The sequence below is a fragment of the Amycolatopsis pretoriensis genome (genome assembly GCF_900107925.1).
Taxonomy (GTDB): domain Bacteria; phylum Actinomycetota; class Actinomycetes; order Mycobacteriales; family Pseudonocardiaceae; genus Amycolatopsis; species Amycolatopsis pretoriensis.
Genome location: NZ_FNUJ01000013.1, coordinates 127821 through 151300 on the forward strand (window position 1 = coordinate 127821; position 23480 = coordinate 151300).

The 23480-nt window shown below is 73.8% G+C and carries 22 protein-coding genes; 20 read left to right on the forward strand and 2 right to left on the reverse strand.

The features are described from left to right. Positions 1–2: 2 nt before the first annotated feature. Entirely contained in the window at positions 3–566 is a 564-nt protein-coding gene (locus BLV96_RS42785) for a TetR/AcrR family transcriptional regulator (protein WP_086678384.1), read from the forward strand. Positions 567–596: 30 nt separating this feature from the next. After that, entirely contained in the window at positions 597–1490 is an 894-nt protein-coding gene (locus BLV96_RS42790; protein WP_086678383.1) for a phosphotransferase family protein, read from the forward strand. On the opposite strand, the gene BLV96_RS42795 is transcribed toward BLV96_RS42790, so the two are convergent. Then, entirely contained in the window at positions 1467–4202 is a 2736-nt protein-coding gene (locus BLV96_RS42795) for an FAD-binding and (Fe-S)-binding domain-containing protein (protein WP_086678382.1), read from the reverse strand. The genes BLV96_RS42790 and BLV96_RS42795 overlap by 24 nt on opposite strands. Positions 4203–4286: 84 nt before the next feature. On the opposite strand from BLV96_RS42795, the gene BLV96_RS42800 reads away from it, so the two are divergent. From BLV96_RS42800 to BLV96_RS42885, 18 genes are all read left to right on the forward strand, one after another. Continuing rightward, positions 4287–5426 (forward strand): GAF domain-containing sensor histidine kinase, encoded by a 1140-nt coding sequence (locus BLV96_RS42800; RefSeq protein WP_086678381.1) that lies wholly within the window; start codon positions 4287–4289, stop codon positions 5424–5426. Continuing rightward, positions 5423–6046 carry a response regulator gene (locus BLV96_RS42805; RefSeq protein ID WP_086678380.1) on the forward strand — a complete coding sequence of 208 codons (624 nt, stop codon included), beginning with the start codon at positions 5423–5425 and terminating at the stop codon, positions 6044–6046. Before BLV96_RS42800 ends, BLV96_RS42805 begins: the two co-directional genes overlap by 4 nt. Before the next feature lie 131 nt (positions 6047–6177). Then, positions 6178–7188: a polyprenyl synthetase family protein gene (locus BLV96_RS42810; RefSeq protein ID WP_086678379.1), complete on the forward strand. Its 1011-nt coding sequence runs from the start codon at positions 6178–6180 to the stop codon at positions 7186–7188. A 19-nt stretch (positions 7189–7207) separates the two neighbouring features. Then, positions 7208–8719, forward strand: a complete 1512-nt coding sequence (locus tag BLV96_RS42815) for a prenyltransferase/squalene oxidase repeat-containing protein (protein ID WP_086678378.1) — start codon at positions 7208–7210, stop codon at positions 8717–8719. An 8-nt stretch (positions 8720–8727) separates the two neighbouring features. Beyond that, positions 8728–9939 carry a cytochrome P450 family protein gene (locus BLV96_RS42820; protein WP_086678377.1) on the forward strand — a complete coding sequence of 404 codons (1212 nt, stop codon included), beginning with the start codon at positions 8728–8730 and terminating at the stop codon, positions 9937–9939. Continuing rightward, positions 9936–10829, forward strand: coding sequence for a sulfotransferase domain-containing protein (locus tag BLV96_RS42825; RefSeq protein ID WP_086678376.1), 894 nt, complete (start codon positions 9936–9938; stop codon positions 10827–10829). Before BLV96_RS42820 ends, BLV96_RS42825 begins: the two co-directional genes overlap by 4 nt. Continuing rightward, positions 10826–11608 (forward strand): class I SAM-dependent methyltransferase, encoded by a 783-nt coding sequence (locus BLV96_RS42830; protein ID WP_086678375.1) that lies wholly within the window; start codon positions 10826–10828, stop codon positions 11606–11608. The genes BLV96_RS42825 and BLV96_RS42830 overlap by 4 nt, the downstream gene beginning before the upstream one ends. Continuing rightward, positions 11598–13880 (forward strand): PEP/pyruvate-binding domain-containing protein, encoded by a 2283-nt coding sequence (locus tag BLV96_RS42835; protein ID WP_086678374.1) that lies wholly within the window; start codon positions 11598–11600, stop codon positions 13878–13880. Before BLV96_RS42830 ends, BLV96_RS42835 begins: the two co-directional genes overlap by 11 nt. Next, positions 13877–14488: a gamma-glutamyl-gamma-aminobutyrate hydrolase family protein gene (locus BLV96_RS42840; protein ID WP_158104173.1), complete on the forward strand. Its 612-nt coding sequence runs from the start codon at positions 13877–13879 to the stop codon at positions 14486–14488. Before BLV96_RS42835 ends, BLV96_RS42840 begins: the two co-directional genes overlap by 4 nt. Next, positions 14476–15219, forward strand: a complete 744-nt coding sequence (locus BLV96_RS42845; RefSeq protein ID WP_086678372.1) for a phosphocholine cytidylyltransferase family protein — start codon at positions 14476–14478, stop codon at positions 15217–15219. The genes BLV96_RS42840 and BLV96_RS42845 overlap by 13 nt, the downstream gene beginning before the upstream one ends. Beyond that, positions 15216–15740: an adenylyl-sulfate kinase gene (locus BLV96_RS42850; RefSeq protein ID WP_143051112.1), complete on the forward strand. Its 525-nt coding sequence runs from the start codon at positions 15216–15218 to the stop codon at positions 15738–15740. The genes BLV96_RS42845 and BLV96_RS42850 overlap by 4 nt, the downstream gene beginning before the upstream one ends. After that, a complete protein-coding gene (locus BLV96_RS42855) occupies positions 15737–16564 on the forward strand; it encodes a PHP domain-containing protein (RefSeq protein ID WP_086678371.1) in 828 nt (275 codons plus the stop codon). The genes BLV96_RS42850 and BLV96_RS42855 overlap by 4 nt, the downstream gene beginning before the upstream one ends. Then, positions 16561–17445: a terpene synthase family protein gene (locus BLV96_RS42860; RefSeq protein WP_086678370.1), complete on the forward strand. Its 885-nt coding sequence runs from the start codon at positions 16561–16563 to the stop codon at positions 17443–17445. Before BLV96_RS42855 ends, BLV96_RS42860 begins: the two co-directional genes overlap by 4 nt. Positions 17446–17585: 140 nt before the next feature. Then, entirely contained in the window at positions 17586–18395 is an 810-nt protein-coding gene (locus BLV96_RS42865) for an ABC transporter ATP-binding protein (RefSeq protein ID WP_086678369.1), read from the forward strand. Further along, complete coding sequence (locus BLV96_RS42870; RefSeq protein WP_208608482.1) at positions 18392–19165, forward strand: ABC transporter ATP-binding protein; 774 nt, start codon at positions 18392–18394, stop codon at positions 19163–19165. Before BLV96_RS42865 ends, BLV96_RS42870 begins: the two co-directional genes overlap by 4 nt. Further along, positions 19162–20040, forward strand: coding sequence for a branched-chain amino acid ABC transporter permease (locus BLV96_RS42875; protein WP_086678367.1), 879 nt, complete (start codon positions 19162–19164; stop codon positions 20038–20040). The genes BLV96_RS42870 and BLV96_RS42875 overlap by 4 nt, the downstream gene beginning before the upstream one ends. A gap of 7 nt (positions 20041–20047) precedes the next feature. Next, positions 20048–21190 (forward strand): branched-chain amino acid ABC transporter permease, encoded by a 1143-nt coding sequence (locus tag BLV96_RS42880; protein ID WP_086678366.1) that lies wholly within the window; start codon positions 20048–20050, stop codon positions 21188–21190. Then, positions 21187–22437, forward strand: coding sequence for an ABC transporter substrate-binding protein (locus BLV96_RS42885; RefSeq protein WP_086678365.1), 1251 nt, complete (start codon positions 21187–21189; stop codon positions 22435–22437). The genes BLV96_RS42880 and BLV96_RS42885 overlap by 4 nt, the downstream gene beginning before the upstream one ends. Here BLV96_RS42885 and BLV96_RS42890 read toward each other — a convergent pair. Continuing rightward, on the reverse strand, positions 22379–23440 hold the full coding sequence (locus BLV96_RS42890) for a Glu/Leu/Phe/Val dehydrogenase dimerization domain-containing protein (RefSeq protein ID WP_086678364.1): 1062 nt from the start codon (positions 23438–23440) through the stop codon (positions 22379–22381). The genes BLV96_RS42885 and BLV96_RS42890 overlap by 59 nt on opposite strands. Positions 23441–23480 lie beyond the last annotated feature (40 nt).

Sequence of the window (23480 nt, forward strand, 5' to 3'; positions counted from 1 at the left end):
CCGTGACGGAACAGGCCGGCCGGCGACGGGACGCGGCGGCGACGCAGCGGGCGTTGCTGGACGCCGCCGCGAAGCTGTTCGCCGAGCGCGGCTTCGACCGGACCACCGTGCGCGACATCGCGGGCGAGGCGGGGGTCAACCAGGCGCTGCTGTTCCGCTACTTCGGCAGCAAGGAAGCGCTGTTCGAGGCGGTGATCGCCCGGGACGGCCGCGAGCAGCTGGCCAGCACGCCGCCCGAGCGACTGTTCAGCGCCTCCCTGCGCAGCATGCTGGCGCCCGAGGGGCCGCGGAACCGGACGCTCGAGACGTACCTGCGCTCATCGGGCAGCGACGGCGTCGCGGCCGCCATCCGCCAGGAGATCGGCGAGGAGTACGCGGGGGTGCTGGCCACGCTGACCGACGCCCCGGACGCCGAGCTGCGCGCGGACCTCGCGCTCGCCTGGCTGATGGGGATCGCGCTGGTCCGCGAGGTCAGCGGGAAGGAACCGCTGGCCAGCGCGGACCCCGACGACATCTGCCGGCTGGTGGTCACCGCGACCAAGACGCTGTTGGAGCGCACGGAATAACCGCTCGACACCCGCCGTACGGTCGGGATCATGGCGACCTTCCCGTCCGCGGCGAACCAGACGGAGTTCTCCCGCGCGGCGCTGCTCCCCGCCGTCACCACCCTGCTGGGACGGGCCGACGTCGTGCCGTTCACCGAGGGTTCGCTGCCGGTGTACGCCGTCGGCGACGACCTGGTGCTCAAGCTGTACCCGCCCGTGTACCTCGCCGAGAGCACGACCGAGCGCACCGTCCTCGAAGCACTGCACGGCACCCTGCCGACGCCGGCGGTGAAGGACGCGGGCGAGCGCGACGGCTGGGGCTGGCTGCTCATGGAACGCCTGCCCGGTGCGACGCTCGCCGACGCGTGGCCGACACTGTCCACCGAGGACAGACACCGGCTGGTGCGCGAGCTGGGCGAGCTGCTGGCCACCCTGCACGCGGTCGACGACCCGCGGCTGGCCGCGCTGGCGCCCGCAGACTGGGCGGAGTTCGTGGCCGCGCAACGCGCGAAGGTCGTGGAGCACCACCGGAAGACCGGACTGGACGAGGCGTGGGTCGCGCGGATCCCGGCGTTCCTCGACACCGTCGACCTCGGGACGCCGCCGGTCGTGCCGCTGCACACGGAGTTCATGCGCGAGCACGTCATGGTCGCCGACGGCCGCATCACCGGCGTGTTCGACTTCGAGCCCGCGATGCGCGGCGCGGCGGAGTACGACTTCGTCGCGGTGGGCCTGTTCGTGTCGAAAGGCGACGGCGATCTGCTGCGCCGCTTCCTGGACGCGTACGGGCAGCCGATCGACCCGCGCCGGTGCCTGGCGTACGCGTTGCTGCACGTCTACAGCAACTTCCCCTGGTACTTCGACGTCCTGCCGGCGCCGCCGGAGCCCACGCTGGACGCCCTCGCGACTGCCTGGTGGGGCTCAGGGCAACGCGCGGCGCAGTAGCTCGGCCAGGTGCACCGGCCGGCGGCCGGACTCCTGCTCGATCTGGGTCCGGCAGCTGAAGCCGTCCGACACGACGACCGTCTCCGCCGACGCCGCGCGGATCGCCGGCAGCATCCGGTCCTCCGCCACCGCCTTCGACACCTCGTAGTGGCCGCGCTCGAAGCCGAAGTTGCCCGCCAGGCCGCAGCACCCCGAGTCCAGCGTCGTGTTGCGAACCCCCGCCGACGCGAGCGCCGACTCGTCCGCGCCGAAGCCGAGGACCGCGTGCTGGTGGCAGTGGACCTGCGTGATCGCGTCGACGTCCAAGGCCGCGAACGGGATCGGCGCCCGTTCGAGGAGTTCCGCGAACGTGAAGGTCCGCGGAGCGAGGAGCGAGGCGCGCGCGTCGCCGGGCATCAGCGCGGGCAGGTCGCCGCGGAACAGGGCCGTGCAGCTCGGTTCCAGGCCCGCCACCTCGTAACCGTCGTCCAGGTACGGCGCCAGCACGGAAAGCGTCCGGTCCAGGACGCGGCGCGCGACGCCGAGCTGGCCCGTCGACACCCACGTCAGTCCACAGCAGACTCCGCGGTCCGGCAGCACGACGTCGTAGCCCGCCGCGGTCAGGACTTCGTGGGCGGCCTCGAGCACCGACGGTGTCAGGTAGTTGTTGAACGAATCCGGCCACAGGACGACCCGCCGCTCCCCCGACGCCTTCCGCCGCAGATCCGCCCGCGACGACGTGAACGGCGAAGGGGCGAACGAAGGCAGCGAGCGCTCCGGCGCGATTCCGCCGAGCCGTTTCACCAAGCCCGCCAAGCGGGACCGCCCGACGGCGTTGGCCAGCCGTGGCATCCGCGCACTGACCCGCAGCCACAGCGGCAGCCAGCCCATCGAATAGTGCGACGCCGGGCGCAGCCGGCGCCGGTAGTGGTGGTGCAGGAACTCCGCCTTGTAGGTCGCCATGTCGACGTCGACCGGGCAGTCCGACAGGCATCCCTTGCAGGACAGGCACAAATCCAGGGCATCGTGCACTTCGGACGATCGCCAGCCGTCGGTGATGACCTCGCCGTTGATCATCTCGGCGAGCAGGTGCGCGCGCCCGCGGGTCGAGTGCTGCTCTTCGCGAGTCGCCCGGTAGCTCGGGCACATCACGCCGCCACCGCTGGTGTTGCGGCACTTCCCCACGCCGACGCAGCGCCGCATCGCCTGGCCGAAGCTCCCCCGGTCCTCCGGGTAGCCGAGGAAGACACTGTCCTCGAAGGACTTCGACGTGGCCCGGACGCGCAGGTCCGCGTCGATCGCCCGCGGCGCCACCAGGATGCCGGGGTTCATCCGGCCGGCCGGGTCGAAGATCGCCTTGAACCGGGCGAAGACGTCGAGCATCTCCGGGCTGTACATCCGGGACAGCAGTTCGGACCGCGCCTGGCCGTCGCCGTGCTCACCGGACAGCGAACCGCCGTGCGCGGCGACGAGGTCCGCGGCCTCCTCCAGGAACCGCCGGAAGTCCGCGATCCCGCCCGAAGACAGCATGTCGAAGTCCAGCCGCAGGTGCAGGCAGCCTTCGCCGTAGTGGCCGTAGACGACGCTGCGGCGCCCGTGCGCGCGCATGAGGTCCTTGAACTCGCGCAGGTACGCGCCGAGCCGCTCGGGTGGGACGGCCGCGTCCTCCCAGCCCGGCCACGCTTCCGAGCCGTCCGCGAGCCGGGTCGCGAGCCCCGCGCCCTCCTCGCGGATGCGCCACAGCCCGCGCTGCGCGGCCGGGTCGTCGACGATCGCGAACCCCGTCAGGTCGAGGGACGCGGCCAGGTCCCGGGCCCGCGCGGCCGGGTCGTCCCCCGCCAGCTCGACGAACAGCCACGCCCCGCCCGGCGGCAGGTCGCCCGCGCGGCCCGGCAGCATCGCGACGAGCTCGGCGTCCACGCCTTCGACGGTCAGCGGCGACCACGGCAGGATCGACGGCACCGCGTCCGCGGCGGCGATGTCCGAGGGGAAGCCCAGCACCGCCAGCACGCGACGGGCAGGCAGCCGAGCCAGCTCGACTTCCGCGCCGAGGACCGTGACGCAGGTGCCTTCCGAGCCGACCAGCGCCTTGGCGACGTCGAACCCGTTCTCCGGCAGCAGGTGTTCGAGCCCGTAGCCGGACACGCGCCGCGGCCACGTCGAGAGTTCCTTGCGCAGCAACGCCAGGTTGTCGCGCACCAGCGCGCGCAGTTCGTCGAAGATCCGGCCCTCCGTCGGCTCGTCCGGGCCCACGCGCAGCCGCGTGCCGTCGTAGAGCAGCACGTCCAGCGAGCGGACGACGTCGACCGTGCGGCCCCACGCCACCGAGTGCGAGCCGCACGCGTTGTTGCCGATCATGCCGCCGATCGTGCAGCGGCTGTGCGTCGACGGATCCGGCCCGAACCGCAGCCCGTGCGGCGCCGCGACCGCCTGCAGGTCGTCGAGCACCGTGCCGGGCAGCACCCGCGCGAGCCGGGTCTCCGGGTCCAGCGAAAGCACGCCGCCGACGTGGCGCGAGGTGTCGATCACCAGACCCGGCCCGCACGCGTTGCCGGCGACGCTCGTGCCACCCCCGCGGGCGATCACCGGCAGGTCACGATCGCGGGCGGCCGCGACCGCGGCGACGACGTCGTCGACGGTCTCCGGCAGCACCACGCCACGGGGCACGTGCCGGTAGTTGGACGCGTCGGTCGTGTACAGCGCGAGCGTGGCGGCGTCGGTGAGGATCTCCACGCCCCCATTCAAGTCGACCCGGCGCCCGCGTACCTCTCCAGCCGGGTATGTCCGAAACCACAGTCCGTGTGCCATCGTGATCGCGTGACGGCGAAAGAGCACGTCGCCGAGTACAGCGCCGTGCTGGGCGAGCTGCTGCGCGAGCGGGAAAAACTGCTCGGCACGCTCGACCGCGTCGCCGCGCTGCACGGGACCGCGCGCCTGGTCCGGGACGCCGTCGGCGCGAAAGCCGGGTTCGTCGCCGAGCTCGACCAGCCGGGACTGGCCGTGATCCGCTGGATGTCGGGCACCCGGACCGGCTCGCTGCAGGACCTCGAAGTGCCCGTCGGCCAGGGCATCGGCGGGCGCGTGCTGGCGCTGGGCCGCCCGGTGCGGGTCACCGACTACGTCAGCTCGCCCGCGATCACCCACCAGTTCGACGCCCAGGTGCGCGGCGAGGGCCTGGCCGCGATGCTCGCCGTCCCGATCGTCGCGCGCGGCGAGACCGTGGCCATCGCGTACGCGGCCATGCGCGAGCCCGCCGACTTCGGCGACGACGCCGTCCGGCGGATGGAGGAGGTCGCCTGCGAGGCCGGGACGGCGTTGCAGCTGGCGAAGGTCGCCGAGACCGACCGGACGGCCGCGGTGGCCGGCGAACGCCTGCGGATGCAGAGCGCGCTGCACGACTCGGTCGGCGCGCTGCTGTTCTCCATCGGCGTCCAGGTGCGCGACCTGCACGCGGACGCCTGCGGCAACCCCGGCCTGGAGGCGCGGCTGCGCCGGCTCGAGGGCGACGTTTCGGCGGCCGCCGGCGCGCTGCGGGAGTCGCTGCTGGCGCTGTCGGAGTCCAGCCCGGAGCGGGCGCTGCCGGTCGAGCTGGCCGAGCACTGCCGGTCGTTCCAGGCGCGCTGCGGCGTCCCGGCCCGGTTCGTCCAGCTCGCGGCCGTGCCACCGCTGGACGCCGAACGGACCGCGCTGCTGGTCGCCGCGGTCCGCGAAGGGCTGCTCAACGTCGAGAAGCACGCCGGGGCGTCGTCGGTGATCGTCAGCCTGCTGCCCAGCGACGACGGCGTCCAGGTGGTCGTCGCCGACGACGGCACCGGCGGCGAGGCCGTCCCCGGCACCGGCATGGGCCTGCGGACGCTGAGCGGGCGGGCCCTGCGGCTCGGCGGGCGGATCAGCCTCGTCCGGGACGAGGACGACGGCTGCACCTTGCGTGCCTGGGTGCCGCTGGTGCGACGGTGACGCCCGCGACCGTCTTCGTCGTCGACGACCACCCGGTGGTCCGCGACGGCGTGACGCTGCTGCTGCGCTCCGACCCGTGCCTGAGCGTGATCGGCTCCGCGGAGTCCGGGCGGCTGGCGATCGAGCGGGTCGCGGCGCTGGCACCGGACGTGATCCTGCTCGACCTGCGCCTGCCGGACATGCTCGCGCCGGAGGTCGTCACCGAGCTGCGCCGGGTGCACCCGGACGGCAAGATCGTCGTGTTCACCGCGCACGGCGACCACCAGGGCGTGCTGGCCGCGCTCGAGTCGGGGGCGCACGGCTGCCTGCTCAAGGACGCCGCCGGCGCGCAGCTGGTGACCGAGCTGCGGCGGGTGCTGCGCGGCGAGCGCGTCGTCGACCCGCGGATCCTGCCCGACGCCGGGCAGCGCTCGGACGCGCTGGCCCGCAGCGGCCTGACCCGCCGCGAGTACGAGGTGCTGCGGCTGGCCGCGCAGGGCCAGACGAACCCGGAGATCGCGGAGTCGACCGGGCTGGCCCGCAACACGGTGAAGACGTACCTGCAGTCGGCGCTGCACAAGCTGGGCGCGCGCAACCGCGTCGAGGCGATCGGGAAGGCCAGCGAAGCCGGGCTGCTGTGACTGTCCACTGAGGACAGCTGATCCCCGGCATGTGAAACTCACCTCCGGCACGTGCGCCATCGACTGGTGGCCAGGGCGCGCCCCGCAGGACGATGCCAGTTCGGGATCGGCCCGGCGAGGGAGGCGTTCACATGGCGACGCGGGAAGACCTTTCCGCCGGGGAGATCATGGCGTGGGGACGGGACCTGGTGACGCCGGCGCTGCGCGTCGCGGTGAAGCGCTTGCCGACGGAGATGGCCGACCTGGCCGCGCACCACTTCGGCTGGAGCACCGGCGGCGACGGTGGCAAGGCGGTCCGGGCGACCTTGGCGCTGCTGTCCGCGGAAGCGGTCGGCGCGCGGCCGGCCGACGCGCTGGACGCGGCCGTCGCCGTCGAGCTCGTGCACAACTTTTCCCTGCTGCACGACGACATCATGGACGGCGACCGGACGCGGCGGCACCGGCCCACCGCCTGGGTGGCCTTCGGGGTCCCGGCGGCGATCCTCGCCGGGGACGCCCTGCTGGCGCTGGCCGGGCAGGTGCTCGCCGAAAGCGACGGCCCGCTGGCCGGGCCCGGGCCCGGGTGGCTGGCCGAAGCGCTGCTCGCCCTCGTCGAGGGCCAGAACGCGGACCTGAACCTGGCTGGGCGCGAACGGGTGGAGCTGGCCGAGTGCGTCGAGATGGCCGCGGGCAAGACGGCGGCGCTGCTGGCCGCCTCCTGCGCGCTCGGCGCCTGCGCGGGCGGTGCCGGCACCGCCCGCATCGCCGCGTTGAAGGAGTTCGGCAGTCACCTGGGGCTCGCCTTCCAGCTGGTCGACGACCTGCTCGGGATCTGGGGCGACCCGGCGGTCACCGGGAAGCCGGTCCGCGCCGACCTCGCGGCCCGCAAGAAGTCCCTGCCGGTGGTGGCCGCGTTGAACGCCGACGGGCCGGCCGCGCGCGAGCTGGCCGAGCGCTACGCCTCCCCGGAGCCGTTCGGCGAAGCGGAGGAAATCGCGGTGGCCGCGCTCATCGAGCGAGCGGGTGGCCGGGCGTGGGCCCGCGCCGAGTCCCGGCGCCGGCTCGCGGCCGCACAGGCGGCGCTGGCCGAGGCCCGCCCGGTCCCCCACGCCGCCGACCGGCTGACCCGCATCGCGCGGCTCGTCGTCGAGCGGGACCGCTGAGACCGTGGGAGGAGACAGCATGCCCCCGGTCCACGAACTGCTCGCCGGCCTGCTCGCCGAGCCGGCGGGCCAGGTCTCGCCCTCGGTGTACGCGACCGGGCGGCTGGTGACCTCGGCTCCCTGGCTCACCGGCCACCACGACCGTCTGGAGTTCCTGGCCGCCACCCGGCGTCCCGACGGCACCTGGGGCGAGGTCGGCGGCTACCGGCTGGTCCCCACGCTCAGCGCCACCGAGGCGCTGCTGAGCGCGCTGCGCCGGGACCGGCTCGACCCGGCGCCGCGCGCGCGGCTGCTCAGCGCCGCCGAAGCCGGCCTGGCGGCCCTGGTCCGGCTGCTGGGCACCGGCGAGTCCGTCGCCTTGCCCGACACCGTCGCCGTCGAGCTGCTCGTGCCTGACCTGATCGAGCAGGTGAACGCGCACGGGTTCGCCCGGTTGCCCGTCCCGCGCAACGTCGACGCCGCCAAGCCGGCGCAGATCCGGGCCGCCGTGGCCGCCGGGATGCCGATCCCGGTGAAGCTCGCGCACTCGCTGGAGCTGGCCGGGTCCGCCGCCGCGGGCGCGGCCTCGGTGACCGCGTACGCCGGATCGGTCGGCTGCTCACCGCCGTCCACGGCCGGGTGGCTGGCCGACGCCGGCTTCCGCGGCGGGCAGCCGGAAAGCGTCCGGTTCCTGGAGGGTCTGGTCGCGCGGCACCGCGGGCCGGTGCCCACGGTGGTGCCCATCACCGAGTTCGAACGGGCGTGGGTCGTCGCCGACGTCCTGCGCGGGTTCCCCGGGGCCCGGGTGCCCGCGGAGCTGGTGCGCGCCCTGGGCGCCGCAGTGGCCGCCGGGCCGACCGGGGGCGGCCCGGGGCTGCCGCCCGACGCGGACACGACCAGCGCCACGTTCTTCGCGCTGTCCCGGCTGGGCAGGCACCGCGCTCCCGAGTGCCTCTTCGAGTTCGAACTGGACGACCACTTCTGCTGCTGGCACGGCGAACGGACGGCGTCGCCGACCGCCAACGCCCACGTCCTGGAGGCCTTCGACGCGCACTTGGCGCACCGCCCGGCCGACGCCGCCCGGTACAGCGCGGCGGTCGCGAAGATCGTCCGGTTCCTCGGCGAGACGCAGGAAGCGGACGGCAGCTGGGCCGACAAGTGGCACGCCTCCCCGTACTACGCGACCGCCTGCTGCGTGCAGGGCCTGACCGTGCCGGCGGCGGCCGGCCCCGGCGCGGCCGCGGCGCTCCGGCACGCGGTGGCCTGGGTGCTCGCCACCCAGCGTCCGGACGGCGCCTGGGGCCGGTGGGCCGCCACCGCCGAGGAGACCGCGTACGCGCTGCGCGTCCTGCTCGCCGCCGAGTCCCCCGAAGCCGGCCGGGCGATCGCGGCGGGCGAGGCCTGGCTGCGCGGCCTGGGCGGCCGGTACGACCTGGTCCCCCTGTGGCACGACAAGGACCTCTACACCCCGGCCGCGGTGGTCCGGGCGGCGATCCTCGCCACCGGCAACCAGCTGCGGTACCGCTCGGCGGTCCGCGGGATCGCGAGCTGAGGCCGGCCATGACCACGGAAGACCTCACCACCGCCACCGCGCTGGACAAGAGCTACGTCGACGACCTGTTCGGCGTGTCCGCGCAGCTGCGGGAAGCCGGTCCGGTGCACCGGGTCGTCACCCCGGAGGGGGAACCCGCCTGGCTCGTCACGCGGTACGCCGACGTCCGGGCGGCGCTCACCGACCCCGCCCTGTCCCTGGACAACGCGAACGCCCGGGCGGGTTACCGCGGCTCGGCGCTGCCCCCGGCGCTGGCGCGGCACCTGCTCAACACCGACCCGCCCGACCACGCGCGGCTGCGCCGGCTCGTGGGCCAGGCCTTCACCGCGCGCCGGGTCGACGGTCTGGCCGCCGGGATCCGCACCGCCGCCGACGCGCTGCTCGACGGGCTCGCCGGGCAGCCGGGCGCGGACCTGGTGAGCACCTACGCCGCGCCGCTGCCGATGACCGTCATCTGCGACCTGCTCGGAGTTCCCACGGCGGACCAGGGCCGGTTCCGCGAGTGGACGCACATCCTGGTCGACTCGGCGCCGGACCGCGGACGGCGGCTGCGGGCCGCGGTGGCGGGCATCGACGGCTACACCCGCGACCTGATCCGGCGCAAGCGCGCGGACCCCGGCGACGACCTGCTCTCGGCCCTCGTCGAGGCCCGCGACGTCGGCGACCGGCTGTCCGAGGACGAGCTGACGTCGTTCACGTTCGTCCTGTTCGCCGCCGGCTACGAGACGTCGATGGGGCTGATCTCCGTCGGCCTGCTCGAACTGCTGCGCCGGCCGGCGCTGTGCGCGGCCGTCCGCGCGGACCCGGCCCGGCTGCCCGGGCTCGTGGAGGAGCTGCTGCGGTTCTGCGTCCCCGCCGCGCTGGCCACCCGGCGGTTCGCGCTCGGCCCGGTCGAGATCGGCGGTGTCCGGATCCCGCCCGGTGACCTGGTGCTGCTGTCGCTGGCTTCGGCCAACCGGGACCCGGAGCAGTTCGACCACGCCGATGAGCTCCGGCCGTCCCGCGGGCCCGGGCACCTCGCCTTCGGCCACGGGATCCACCACTGCCTCGGCGCGCCGCTGGCCCGGCTCGAGGCCCGCATCGCCCTCGACCGGCTGCTGGCCCGCTTCCCCGGCCTCGCCCCGGCCGACCCGGCCGCGCCGCCGCGGTGGCGGCCCTCCACCCGCACGCACGGGCTGCTGGAGCTGCCCGTCACCTTCGGAAAGGACTCCGGATCGTGAGCGAAGAAGCCCGCGGCGACGTCGCGGAACAGACCCGGGCGCTGGCCGGGCGCTACGAACGCAACGCGGCCCTGCTGGGCGCCGGCGACGTCGTGGTCGCCACGGTGCCCGGCTCGGGCTCGTCCCTCTTCGGCACGCTGATCCTGGAGCTCGGCTTCCAGCACCTGGACCAGTACTTCAACATCCTGCACGAGGACGGTTCGATCGACACGGACCCGGCCTTCGCGGCGATCCGGACCCGCATGTCGGGGTACGCCGCGCTCGACGACGGCACGAGGTCCACGCCGGACGACGGCCGCGCCCGGTTCTACCGCTGCCAGGTCCCGCCGGCCGGCTTCGACCTCGGCGCCCTGCACGGCGCGGTCGTGCTGGTGCGCGACCCGCGCGACGCCGTGCATTCGCTCTACCAGTTCCTCGGCAAGTACGCCGCCCGTCAGGGGCTCGCCGAACCGGGCACCTTCCGGGACTTCCTGGCGAGCACCGGGTTCAACGGCTCGCCGCCGGTCCGCGCGTGGACCGACGTCTACGCCGGCTGGCTCGCCGCGCGGCCGGAGCTCAAGCGGTTCGCCGTCGTGCACTTCGCCGATCTCAAGCAGCGGCCGGTCGAAGCCGTCACCGAGTTGCTCGCCACGCTCGAGCTGGACGTGGCGCCCGAGGTCGTCGCGCGGGCGGTGGAGCGCTCGTCGTTCGAGGCCATGCGCAAGCACGAGGACAAGGCCGTCGCCACGCTGTCCGAAAAGGACGCTCCGGACCTGCGCATGATGCGGCGCGGCAAGGTCGACGAGTGGCAGGAGTGGTTCACGCCGGAAATGGCACCGTATTTCGCCGATCCCGGGCTGCGGGCCGTCGCCGCCGAGCTCGGGTACCGCTGGGAAGGAACCGATCGATGACTCAGGTCGAGTACGAATACGCCGACTTCACCGCCTACGCCTCGACGTACGAACAGCGCCCGGACTACGCGCCGCGCGCGATCGAGGCCGCTCTCCGCGTCACCGGCGTCCGTCCGGGCGACCCGGCCTGCGACGTCGGCTCGGGTTCGGCGCACCTGGCGATTCCCCTGCTGGAGCACGGACTCCGCGTCGACGCCGTCGAGCCGACGGCCGCCATGCGGGAGATCGGGCAGCGCCGTACCGCGGGCTACCCCACCGTCTCCTGGTCCGAGGGTGTCGGCGAACGCACCGGGCGCCCGGACCACGCCTACGAGCTGGTGACCTTCGGCAGCTCGTTCGACCGGACCGACCAGCCGGCCGCGCTGCGGGAGACCGCGCGGCTGCTGCGTCCCGGCGGGCACTTCCTCTGCTGCTGGAACCACCGCGACTTCGACGACCCGCTGCAGGCGGCGATCCAGGACCTGATCGCGAGCAAGGTGCCGGGCTTCCGCTACGGCCTGCGCCGCGACGACCCGACCCGGGTGATCGTGGACAGCGGGCTGTTCACCGAGCCGGTGCACATCGCGAGCACGGTCGTGCACGAGCTCGACAGCGCGGCCTGGTGCGCGGCCTGGAGCTCGCACATGACGCTCGGCGACCAGGCGGGCGAGCAGTTCGAGGAGGTCCTCGACGGCATCTCCGCGCTGGTCCGCGAGCGCGCGGGCGACCGGATCCGCGTCCCGTACACGACCCGGATGTGGGTCGCGAAGCTGCGGGAGGACGCCGGGGATGCGCGGTGACCCGATCCCCCTCGGCACCAAGGCCCGCACGCTGGCCCGGCTGACCGGCCGGATCCGGACGGCCGGGATCCTCCCGCTCGACTTCGTCGACCACGCCACCTGGCAGGCGTCCCGCCGGGACGCCCTGCGCCGGCTGTACGCGCACCCGTGGGCCGACGGCGCGCTGATCGTGCGCAGCAGCGCGCTGGGCGAAGACTCCGCGACGGCGTCCGGGGCCGGCCAGTACCTGACGCTCACCCGGGTGCACGGCGCGCACGAGCTGGAAGTCGCGGTGGAGAAGGTGTTCGCCTCCTACGGCGACCCGCGCCCGGGCGACGAGGTGCTGATCCAGCCCGAGCTGCTCGACGTCGTCCGGTCCGGGGTCGCGTGCACGCACGAAACGACCAGCGGCGCGCCCTACACCGTGATCAGCTGGAGCGAGGAAGCCGACACCGACGTCGTGACCGGCGGGCGCGAAGGCGACGTGCGAACGTGGTACGGCGCGGCGTACTCGGGCGCGACCGGCCCCGGCCCGGTGCCGGAAGTGCTGGCACTGCTGGCGGAACTGCGCGGGCTCACCGGGCACCGGCGGCTGGACGTCGAGTTCGCCGTCGCCACCGGCGGCCGCCTGGTCCTGCTCCAGGTGCGCCCGCTGGCCTGCGTGTCCGACGCGGTTCCGGAGCCGGCGCACGACGCCCTGCTGCACCGGGTCGAGCGCGCGGTCGAGGCGGTGACCGCCGCCCCCGGCGCCGGTCTGGGCGAGCGGACCGCGTACGGGATCATGCCGGACTGGAACCCGGCCGAGATGATCGGCCTGCGGCCCCGGCCGCTGGCGCTTTCGCTCTACCGCCGGTTGATCACCGACCAGGTCTGGGCGCGGGCCCGGCACCGCTACGGCTACCGCGACCTGCGCGGCACCCCGCTCCTGGCGAGTTTCTGCGGCCTGCCCTACATCGACGTCCGGGCGAGCGTCTCGTCCCTGATCCCGCGCGGGGTGCCGGACGGGCTCGCCACCCGGCTCACCGAAGCGTGGGTGGCGCGGCTGCTGGAGCGGCCGGAGCTGCACGACAAGCTCGAATCGCGGATCGTGGTCTCGTCACTGGGATTGCGCGCGCCCGGACGGTTGGCCGGGTTGCGCGGCTTCGCACCCGAAGAGGTCCGCCTCCTGGAAACCGTGCTGCGGCGGCACACCGACGAGCTGCTCAAAAGTCCCTTGTGGACAGACGAGCTGCGCCGGGTCGCCGGTCTGCGTTCCGGCGGGCCGGCCGGGCTGCTCGCCCGCCTCGGCCACTGCGCGGAGCACGGCACCCTGCCGTTCGCCGGGCTGGCCAGGGCGGCGTTCATCGGCAACGAGCTGCTCGACGACCTCGTGGCCGAAGGCGTGTTCACCGAGGACGAAAAGGCGCGGTTCATCGGCGGCCTCGGCCTGGTGACCGGCAAGCTGAACCGGGACTTCGCGACCCTCGCCCCCACGGACTTCCTCGCCCGCTACGGACACCTGCGCCCGGGCACCTACGACATCCGTTCGCTTCGCTACGACGAGGATCCGGCGCACTACTTCGACTGGTCGGCGCGCCGGGCCGAGGAGCCGCCCGCGACGTTCACCCCGAGCCGGGCCCAGCTCGGCCGGATCGGCGCGCTGCTCGACCGGGCCGGTCTGACCGCGGGGCCGCGGCGGCTGCTGGAGTTCGTCGGCAGCGGCATCCGCGGCCGGGAGCTGGCCAAGTTCGAGTTCAGTCGCGTGCTGTCGGACGTGCTGGTCGACCTGCGCCGGCTGGGCGAGCGGCACGGCTTTTCCGCCGACGACCTGTCTTTCGCGGAGATCGGGGTACTCGGCGAGCTGACCGGGGACGCCGGGCGCGACCGCGCGGCACTGGCGGCCGCGATCGAGCAGGGCCGGCTGCGGTACGAGGTGACCCGCCGCGTAACGCTGCCCCCGCTCCTCGGCGGCCCGGCCGACGTCCGCAGCTTCACGCTTTCGTCGGCGCAGCCGAGCTACGTGACGCAGGCCCGGGTGCGGGCGAAGGTCGCCGACGTCGACGCGGGTGACCGGCCGGACGGCGCGATCGCCCTCGTCAGCAGCGCCGACCCCGGCTACGACTGGCTGTTCGCGCGCGGGATCGCCGGCCTCGTCACGGCCTACGGCGGGGTCAACTCACACATGGCGATCCGGGCGATCGAGCTCGGCGTCCCCGCCGTGATCGGAGTCGGCGAGCAGTTGTTCCGGCGGTGGTCGGCCGCGACCGCGCTCGACCTCGACGCCGCGAACCGGCACGTGGCGGTGATCCCGTGACGGCCGCGGTCCCCGTCGGGATCAGCCAGCGCAGCCTGCCCCCGACGGAGTTCGGGGAACGCCGCTTCGGGCTGGACCGCAGGTGGTTCCCGTTCCTCGAGGTGTGCGGCCTGGTCGGAGTCCCGCTGCCGAACCTCGCCGGAGTCGCCGTCCGCACCGCCGAAGCACTGGGCCTGCGCGGCCTCGTGCTGACCGGCGGCGACGACCTCGGACGCCACGGCGGTCCGACCCCCGACCGCGACGAGACCGAGCGGGCCCTGCTGGGCTGGGCGAGCGCCGCGAGGCTGCCGGTCCTCGGGGTCTGCCGGGGTGCGCAGCTCCTGCTGGACGCGCACGGCGCGGAGCTGGTGGCGGTCGACGGCCACGTCGCCGTGCGGCACGTGCTGTCCGACGGCCGGCCGGTCAACAGCTACCACCGGCGCGCGGCCTTGTCCGTGTCTCCGCCGCTGCGGGTCACCGCGACCTGCGGGCCGGTCGTCGAAGCGTTCGAGCACGAGCGGGCGGCGATCACCGGCATCATGTGGCACCCGGAACGCGAAGAGCCGCCCTCGCCCGAGGACGTGCGGCTGGTGCGGCGGCTGTTCGGGAGCACGCCGTGCGCGCGGTGATCCTGGCCGCCGGACGCGGCAAGCGGCTGGGCACCGCCACCGACGACCGGCCCAAGTGCCTGGTCGAGCTCGCCGGCCGCAGCTTGCTCGACCGGCAGCTCGCCGCCCTGCGCGCCGGCGGCGCACCGGACGTCGCGGTCGTCGCGGGCTGGCACGCCGAGCGGTTCGACGCCCACCCGCTGACGGTGTTCCGCAACGACCGCTGGGCGGAGACGACGCAGGTGGAGTCCTTGCTGGCCGCGGATCCGTGGCTGCGCGCGGGCCCGGTCGTCGTGAGCTACGGCGACATCGTGTACTCGGCGGAGACGGTCCACGCGCTGATCGCCTGCCCGCACGAGCTCGCGATCGCCTACGACCCCGGCTGGCGGGCGGTGTGGGAGCGCCGGTTCGCCGAGCCGCTCGACGACGCCGAGACGTTCCGGCTCGGCGAGGCGGGCCTGCTGACCGAGATCGGCGGCCGCCCGGAGTCCGTGACCGAGGTCGAAGGCCAGTACGTCGGGCTGCTCAAGTTCACCCCACCGGCTTGGGCCCTGGTCCGCGAGGTCGTCCGCACCGAGGTCGCGGTGCACGGCGCCGACCTCACCGGCTTGCTGCGGTTCCTGCTGCGCGAGCGCGCCACGGCGATCGGAACGACCCCGGTGCGCGGACCGTGGTGGGAGTTCGACCAGCCGGCCGACATCGCGGCCGGGCTCGGGGTGCTCGCCGAGCTGGACCGCCGGGAGCGGACGTGAGCGGCCCCGGTGTCGTCTGGCTGACCGGGCTGTCCGGGGCGGGCAAGAGCACCGTCGCGGAGCTGCTCGACGCGCGGCTGCGGGACGACGGGATCATCCCGGTGCGGCTCGACGGCGACGAGATCCGGGCGATGCTGCCGTTCCGGCCCGGATACACCCGGGCGGACCGGCTGCGCCTGGCCCGGTTCTACGCCCAGTTGGCCGCCGGCTTCGCCGCGCGGGGGCACTTGGTGATCTGTGCGACGATTTCGCTGTTCCACGAGGTCCACGCGTGGAACCGGGCCCACGTGCCCGGCTACCTCGAGGTGTGGCTGCGGGTGCCCGTGCCCGAGCTGCGCACGCGAGCCGGGCGCGCGGCGCTCTACCGCAGCGCCGACGAGGTCGTCGGCGCCGGGATCGAGCCCGAGCTGCCGCGGTGGCCGGACCTCGTGATCGACAACCGCCCGCCGGTGACCGCCGAGCAGGCCGCCGAACTGGTCCACACCGCCTGGCGGCGGCGGATCGGGAGGGAAGCCGCATGACGATCGACCTGCACGCGCACAGCACCGCCTCGGACGGGACGACCTCGCCCGCGGAGATCCCGCTGCTGGCGGCGAAAGCCGGTCTCGAGGTGGTCGCCCTCACCGACCACGACACCTTCGCCGGACTGGCCGAGGCCGGCCGCGCCGCCGCGGAGGCCGGGATCGAGCTGGTGCCCGGCGTCGAGATCTCCTGCCGGCTCGACGACGCCGAGGTCCACCTGCTCGGCTACTTCCCCGACCCCGGCTCGGCGCCCCTCGCCGCTGAGCTGGAGCTGATCCGCACCGACCGCGCCCGCCGCGCGGTCCGAATGGTCGAACGCTGCCGGGAGCTGGGCGCGCCGATCACCCTCGACCAGGTCCAGGCGATCGCGGCGGGCGCGCCGCTCGGCCGTCCGCACGTCGCGGCGGCCCTCGTCGCGGCGGGCGTGGTCGCCGACACGCGCGGGGCCTTCACCGACGACTGGCTCGGCGACGGCGGCCGCGCCGACGTCCCGAAGCACGTACTGTCCACTGTGGACGCGATCGCGCTGGTCCGCGCGGCCGGGGGCGCGACGGTGCTGGCCCACCCGCGGTCATCGAAGCGCCGCGCCGAGGTGTCCGACACGCAGCTGGCCGAGCTGGCCCGGGCGGGTCTCACCGGGATCGAAGCCGAGCACCCGGAACAGCCGCCCGAGATCGCGCGGCGGCTCCGGGAGGTCGCCGCCGGGATCGGCCTGCTCACCACCGGCTCCAGCGACTTCCACGGCGACCGCAAACCGGTCCGTCTCGGCGAGTTCACCACCCCCGCGGACGTGCTGGCCGCCCTGCGCGAGGCCGCGCGATGACGGCGGCCGCGATCGACCTCTCCGGGGCACCGTCACCGGAGGTCTACGTCGGGCTGGCCGCGCGGTTCCTGCGGACGCACGGCGAACTGCGGAAGTGGGCCGCGGGCTACGGAGACCTGCTGCCCGGCTCGTTGCTCGAACCGCTCTGCCTGATGCACGTCTTCCACGCGCCCTGGCAAAGCGCCGATGACCTGCGGCTGCACAACCGCATGGCGGCTTGGCTGTTCGCGCTCGACAACCACGCGGAGGGCGCGGCGACGCAGGCCGCCCTCGACGAGCTCGTCGAGCGCTGCCGGCGCGTGCTCGACGGTCGCGAGCCCGAAGACGCCTTCGGCCGCTGCCTGCGGGACATCCGGGCCGAGCTGCGCGCGTCACCGCTGTGGCCGCGGCTGGGTTCACGCTGGCGGGACCTCCTGCTGGAGACGCTGGCGGCCATGCGCGCCGAACGGCTCCTCCGGCAGCGGGTGGACGACGGCGGCCCGGCCCCCACGATCGCGGAGTACATCGCGAACTGTGACAACGCCGAAGTCAGGATCGCCTACTTCACGTACTGGCTGTCGATGGGCGGCACCGCCCTGCTCGACCACGCGGACGTCCTCATGCCCGCGCTGTGGGAGGCCCAGGTGGCGACGCGGTGGGCGAACGACTTCCGCAGCGCCCAGCGCGAGACTTCGGAGCCGACCGCGCTCGACTTCCGGCTGCTGGGGATCACGCCGGACGAGGCGCTCGGGCTGGCGCACACGGCGGCCGGCCGGTGTCAGCGGCTCCTCGCTCCGCTGGTCGCGGCTTCGGTGCCGGAGGCACTGGTGCTCGACCGGATGGCCCGCGCCGTGGTCGGCTTCTACGGCGTCAGTGACTACCGCCCCGAGGGCCGGGAGTGACCCCACCTTGACCGTTTCGTAGCCGCCTACCTCTCCACGTGGGGGTATCGGGGAGCCCGGCCCCACCGCAGGATGACCGCCACCGACAGTGACTCACGTCACACGAGTGGAGGAGGCACCTTGCGGCCAGGAGTGAGTTCGTGCTGACCGTGCGTGGCCTGCGGGTGCGTTACGGCCGGTCGACACCCGCCCTGCACGGTGTCGACCTCGACGTCTCCGCCGACGGCGTCCTCGCCGTGCTCGGCAGCAACGGCGCCGGGAAGTCGACCCTGCTGCGAGCCGTGTCGGGCACGCTCCGGATGCACCGGGGTGCCGTCGACGCCGGCGAGATCCGCTACGACGGCCACGCGCTCGGCAAGCTCGACCCGGCCCGGATCGTCCGGCTCGGCGTCGTCGGCGTGCCCGAGGGACGGCAGGTCTTCGCGCGGATGACCGTCGAGGAGAACCTGCGGGCCGGCGGCATCGGCGCCCGCACCGCCGCCGAACGGACCGAAGCCCGCGAGCGCGTCGACACGCTGTTCCCCGTGCTCACCGAGCGTGCCAAGCAGCGCGCCGGCCTGCTGTCCGGCGGCGAGCAGCAGATGCTCGCGATCGGCCGGGCGCTGATGTCCGCGCCGAAGCTGCTGCTGCTCGACGAGCCGTCGCTGGGCCTGGCGCCGAAGATCGTCGAGCAGATCGGCCGGACCATCCGCGAGATCCACGAGCAGGGCACCGCCGTGGTGCTGGTCGAGCAGAACGCGGTGATGGCGCTGAACGTCGCCGACCACGCGGTGGTGCTGGAGGTCGGCCGGGTGGCACTGGCCGGGACGGCCGCCGAGCTGTCCGCCAGCCAGGACGTCCGGCGGCTCTACCTCGGCGGGCACGCCGAGTCGCAGGAGACCGCCGACGCCGAAGCCGAGCGGGCGCGCGAGCAGCTGGCCGGCCGGACGCTGTCGAGGTGGGCCGGATGACGCCGCCGGAACTACGCGTCGAGGACGTTTCCCTGCAATTCGGCGGGATCCGCGCCCTCGACGAGGTGAGCTTCACCGTCGAGCCCGGGTCGCTGCACGCACTGATCGGGCCCAACGGCGCCGGGAAGTCCAGCTGCTTCAACGTGATCAGCGGCCTCTACCGGGCGAACGCGGGCCGCGTGCGGCTCGGGGACACCGACCTCACCGGGCTCGCGCCGCACAAGCTCGCCCGGCTCGGCGTCGGGCGGTCGTTCCAGAACGCCGCGCTGTCGGCCGGCTCGACCGTGCTCGACAACGTCATGCTCGGCCGGCACGCGCTCACCCGCGGCGGCTTCCTCGAGGTCGGGCTGCGGCTGCCGTGGACGGTCCGCGCCGAACGCCGGCACGCCGAACGGGCCCGCGAGATCTGCGCGTTCCTCGGCCTCGGCGCGGTCGTCGACGCACCGGTCGGCGCGCTGCCGTACGGCGTCGTCAAGCGCGTCGACCTGGCCCGCGCGCTCGCCGTCGAACCGGTGCTGCTCCTGCTCGACGAGCCCGCGGCCGGGATGAACGCGGCCGAGACCGCCGAGCTGGCCGGCACGATCAGCGGAATCCGCGCCGAGCTCGGCATCTCGATCCTGCTCGTGGAACACGACATGGGCCTGGTGATGGGCATCGCCGACCGCGTCACGGTGCTCGACTTCGGCCGCCGCATCGCCGACGGCACCCCGGCGCAGGTGCAGGCCGACCCGGACGTCATCAAGGCCTACCTGGGCACGGAGGCGGCGTGAACACTTTCCTGCAGCTCACGGTCAACGGCCTCGGCAAGGGCGCGGTGTTCGCCCTGCTCGCACTGGGTTTCGTGATCATCTTCAAGGCCACCGAAGTGGTCAACTTCGCACACGGCTCACTCGTGCTCTTCGGCGGCTACCTCGTCGTCGTGACGCGGGACGCGCTGGGCTGGGTGGGCGCGTCCCTGGTCGGCATCGTCTCGGCCGGGGTGCTCGGCCTGGTCGTCGAGCGGCTGCTGCTCTCGCGCTCCCGGCACGCCGACGCGAACAGCCTGGCGCTGCTCACCATCGGCGTCGACGTGATCGTCACCGAGGAGATCGTGCGCCGCCTCGGCGTCACGCTGCCGTTCCTCGGCGACGCCTGGGACGCGAAGCCGTTCCGGCTCGGCGGGATCACGCTGTTCCGCACGCACCTGGTCGCGCTCGTCGTCGCCGCGGTGCTCATCACGGCGTTCTGGCTGGCCTTCAAGTACTCGAACTGGGGCGTGGCCATGCGCGCGCAGGCGGAGAACCGCGAGGCCGCCGCGCTGATGGGCATCCGCAGTTCCCGCGTCACCGCGACCGCGTGGCTGGTCGCCGGGCTGCTGGCCGGGGTCGCCGTGCTGTTCATCGCGACGCAGGACTTCTCCGGCGCCGGCCTTTCGCGCGGGACGCACTCGATCGCGCTGGCCGCGTTCCCGGCGGCGATCCTCGGTGGCCTCGACTCGACGGCGGGCGCGGTGGTCGGCGGCCTGGTCGTCGGGATCGTGGAAGCGCTGTCCGCGCAGTACGTGTCGTTCGACTTCTCGAAGAGCGCGGTGTTCCTGGTGATGCTGGTGGTCCTGGTGGTGCGGCCCTCGGGGTTGTTCGGCACGAGGGAGCGAACGCGTGTCTGACAGTGCCGTGTCCGAAGTGGACACCCCACCGACCGTTGCCGCGACCCCACCGCCGCGCCGCGACTGGGGCAAGCTCGTGCGCACCGCGGCCTGGCTCGCCCTGCTGATCGTGTTGCTCGCCCTGCCGCTCTACCTCGACGCCGCCTGGCTGAAGGCCGGGCAGTACATGATGATCGGCGGGGTCGGCGCGATCGGGCTGACGCTGGTGGTCGGGCAGGCCGGGCAGCTCTCCCTGGCCCACGCGTTCTTCCTGCTCGCGGGGGCCACGGCCTACACCGTGCTGTCCGGGCCGACCGGCGACGACCGCGTGGTCGGCTTCGGCCTCGATCCCGGCCTGTCGCTGGTCGGCGCGGTCGTCGTCGCGGCCCTGCTGGGCCTGGCCTTCGCACCCGTCGCCGGCCGGCTGCGCGGGATCTACCTCGGCGTCGCCTCGCTGGCCCTGGTGTTTCTCGGGCTCTACTTCGGACAGTCCGCCGAAGAGCTGACCGGCGGGACGTCGACCGGGCGCGCGCCGACGCCGTTCTCGCTGTTCGGCTTCCCGTTCACCAACGACGGCCCCGAAATCACGCTGCTCGGCGTGCCCATCCGGCAGGCCGAACGGACGTGGTACCTGTTCCTGCTGCTGACCGTGCTGGCGTTCGTGATCGCGCGCGGTGCCGTCCGCGGCCGCGTCGGGCGCTCGTGGCGGGCGGTGCGCGACAACGAGGCCGCGGCCGCCGTGATGGGCGTGAGCGTGCTGCGCGCGAAGGCGGGTGCCTTCGCCGTTTCGTCGGCCTACGGCGGCCTCGCCGGCGCGATGACCGTGCTGTGGTTCGACATCCTCAAGCCGGACGAGAGCGAATACGGCACGTACGGCATCAACGTGTCCATCGCCTACCTCGCGATGGTCATCATCGGCGGCCTCGGCTCGGTGTCCGGCGCGCTGGTCGGCGCGCTGATCGTCAACGGGCTGCCGCAGGTGCTCGCCCTGTATTCGGCCGATCTCGGCTGGTTCGCCGGCACCGGCGACGGCGCGCTGACCCCGATCCTGGTCAGCTCGTTCGTCTACGGCGCCGCGATCATCCTCGTCGTGCTGTTCGAGCCGGGCGGGCTCGCCGCGATCGGCCGCCGGCTCACCCGTTCCCGCCGTCAACCCCCGGAGGAACCATGAAACGCACACACCTGGCGGCGGCGCTGGCGGCCGTCCTCGCCCTCTCCGCGTGCAGCACGAAAGCGGGCGACTCGGGCTCGTCGGGCTCGGACAGCTCCGGCGTCAAGACCGGCAAGGGGGTCACGGCGGGCGAGGTGACGCTCGGCGTGATGACCGACAAGTCCGGCGTCTTCAAGAACCTCGGCCTCGGCGTCACGCAGGGCAACGAGCTGTGGGCCAAGGACTTCAACGCCGCCGGCGGCGTCTGCGGCCGCCAGGTCAAGCTCGAAGAGGTCGACCACGGCTACAAGGCCGACACGGCGAAGACGCTGTACCCGCAGATCGAGCCGAAGGTGCTCGGGTTCGTGCAGCTGCTCGGCTCGCCGGTGGTGGCCGCGCTGAAGCAGAACCTGGCGTCCGACAAGGCGGTCGCCGCGCCCGCGTCGTGGTCGTCGGAGCTGCTCGACAACCCGTACGTGATGATCGTCGGCACCACCTACGACCTGGAGATCATCGACGGCCTCTCGTACCTGCAGGAGCAGGGGCTGCTGAAGGACGGCGACACGATCGGGCACGTGTACATCGACGGCGAGTACGGCAAGAACGGCCTGCGCGGCTCGCAGTTCTACGCGAAGAAGCACAACCTGACGGTCAAGGAAGTGAAGATCACCTCGACCGACAGCGACCTCACGAACGTCGTCACCGGGCTCAAGGGCGCCGGGGTCAAGCTGATCGCGCTGACCACCACGCCCGCCCAGACCGGGTCGGCGGTCGCGGCGAACAAGGCGCTCGGGCTGAACGTGCCGGTGCTGGGCAACAACCCGACGTTCGACCCGGTGCTGCTGAAGAGCCCGGCCGCGGGCGCGCTGGACAAGCTCACGATCGTCGCGAGCAGCGTGCCGTTCTCGGCCGACCTGCCGAAGGCCAAGGACGTCGCGGCGAAGTTCAAGGCCGCGTACAAGGAAACCCCGAACGGCGGTGTCCCCTACGGCTACGCGGTGGGCGAGGTCTGGGGCGCGGTGCTGAAGAAGGCGTGCGACAACAAGGACCTCACGCGCGACGGCATCTCGGCGGCGTTGAAGCAGACGACGTCGGCGAACACGGACAACCTGGTCGCGGCGCTCGACTTCTCGAAGCCGGGAACGCCGGCGACGCGCCAGGTGTACGCGGCCACCCCGGACGCCTCGGCCGAGGGCGGCGTCAAGTACGTCAAGCCGCTGTTCGAGGCACCGGAGGCCAAGGAGTACGTGGCTCCGCACCAGAAGTGAGCCGGCGCTCGGCCAGCGCGGCCGCCTCGTGCAGCGGGGTGGTCGCGTTGGCCTTCGCCGCGCTCAGGAGGTCCGTGACCGTCTGCCCGATCGTCTCGACGCGGGCGAGCGCGGCCTCATGGTCCAAGCCCTCGGCTTCGCGCGAAAGGGTGTACAGGATCCCGCCCGCGCTCGCCACGTAGTCCGGGACCCACAGGATGCCGCGCGCCGCGAGTTCGTCCGCGACGGCGTCGTCGGTGAGCTGGTTGTTCGCCGGGCCGACGACCAGCGGTGTGTCGAGCCGGGCCACCGTCTCGGGACTGAGCACGCCGCCGACGGCGGCCGGGATCACGACGTCCGCCGTCAGCGTGAGCGCTTTCTCCGGTTCGGCCCAGGTCAAGCCGCTCTTTTCGGCCTCGGCGCGCTTGGCCGGGTCGACGTCGGAGACGACGACGTCCGCGCCGGCCGCCTGGAGGCTCGCCGCGAGGTGGGCGCCGACCGAGCCGTAACCGCTGATCACCACCCGTCGCCCGGTCAGGTCCGCTCCGCCGGTCGCTGCCCGGAGCGCGGCGAGCACGCCGACCGCCGTCGGGCCGCTGGAGGAACCGGTTCCGCCCGCGGCCTCGGGCGTGCAGAACGCGAACGCCGACACCTCGCGCAGCACCAGCATGTCGGCCGGGCCGGTGCCCACGTCCGGGCCGGCCAGGTAGGTGCCGCCGAAGTCGGCGACGAGGTCGGCGTGGTCGAGCAGGACGTCCCGGCGCTCGGCCGGGGACAGGACGCGCCCGGGCTCCGCCGCGATGACGCTCTTGCCGCCGCCGAACGCGAGCCCCGCGACGGCGCACTTGGCCGTCATCGCTTCCGACAGGCGGAGTACGTCGCCGACGGCGTCTTCGAGCGTGGCGTACGGCTTGAAGCGGCAGCCGCCGACGGCGGGACCGAGCGCGGTCGAATGGATCGCGACCAGGGTGGTGATGCCGGATCGACGGCCCCGGCGGGCCACGAGCTGCTCATGTGCGGTCATGCCGACCGAAGTTAGAGTGATCGGCGGCGGTGGCGAGCCA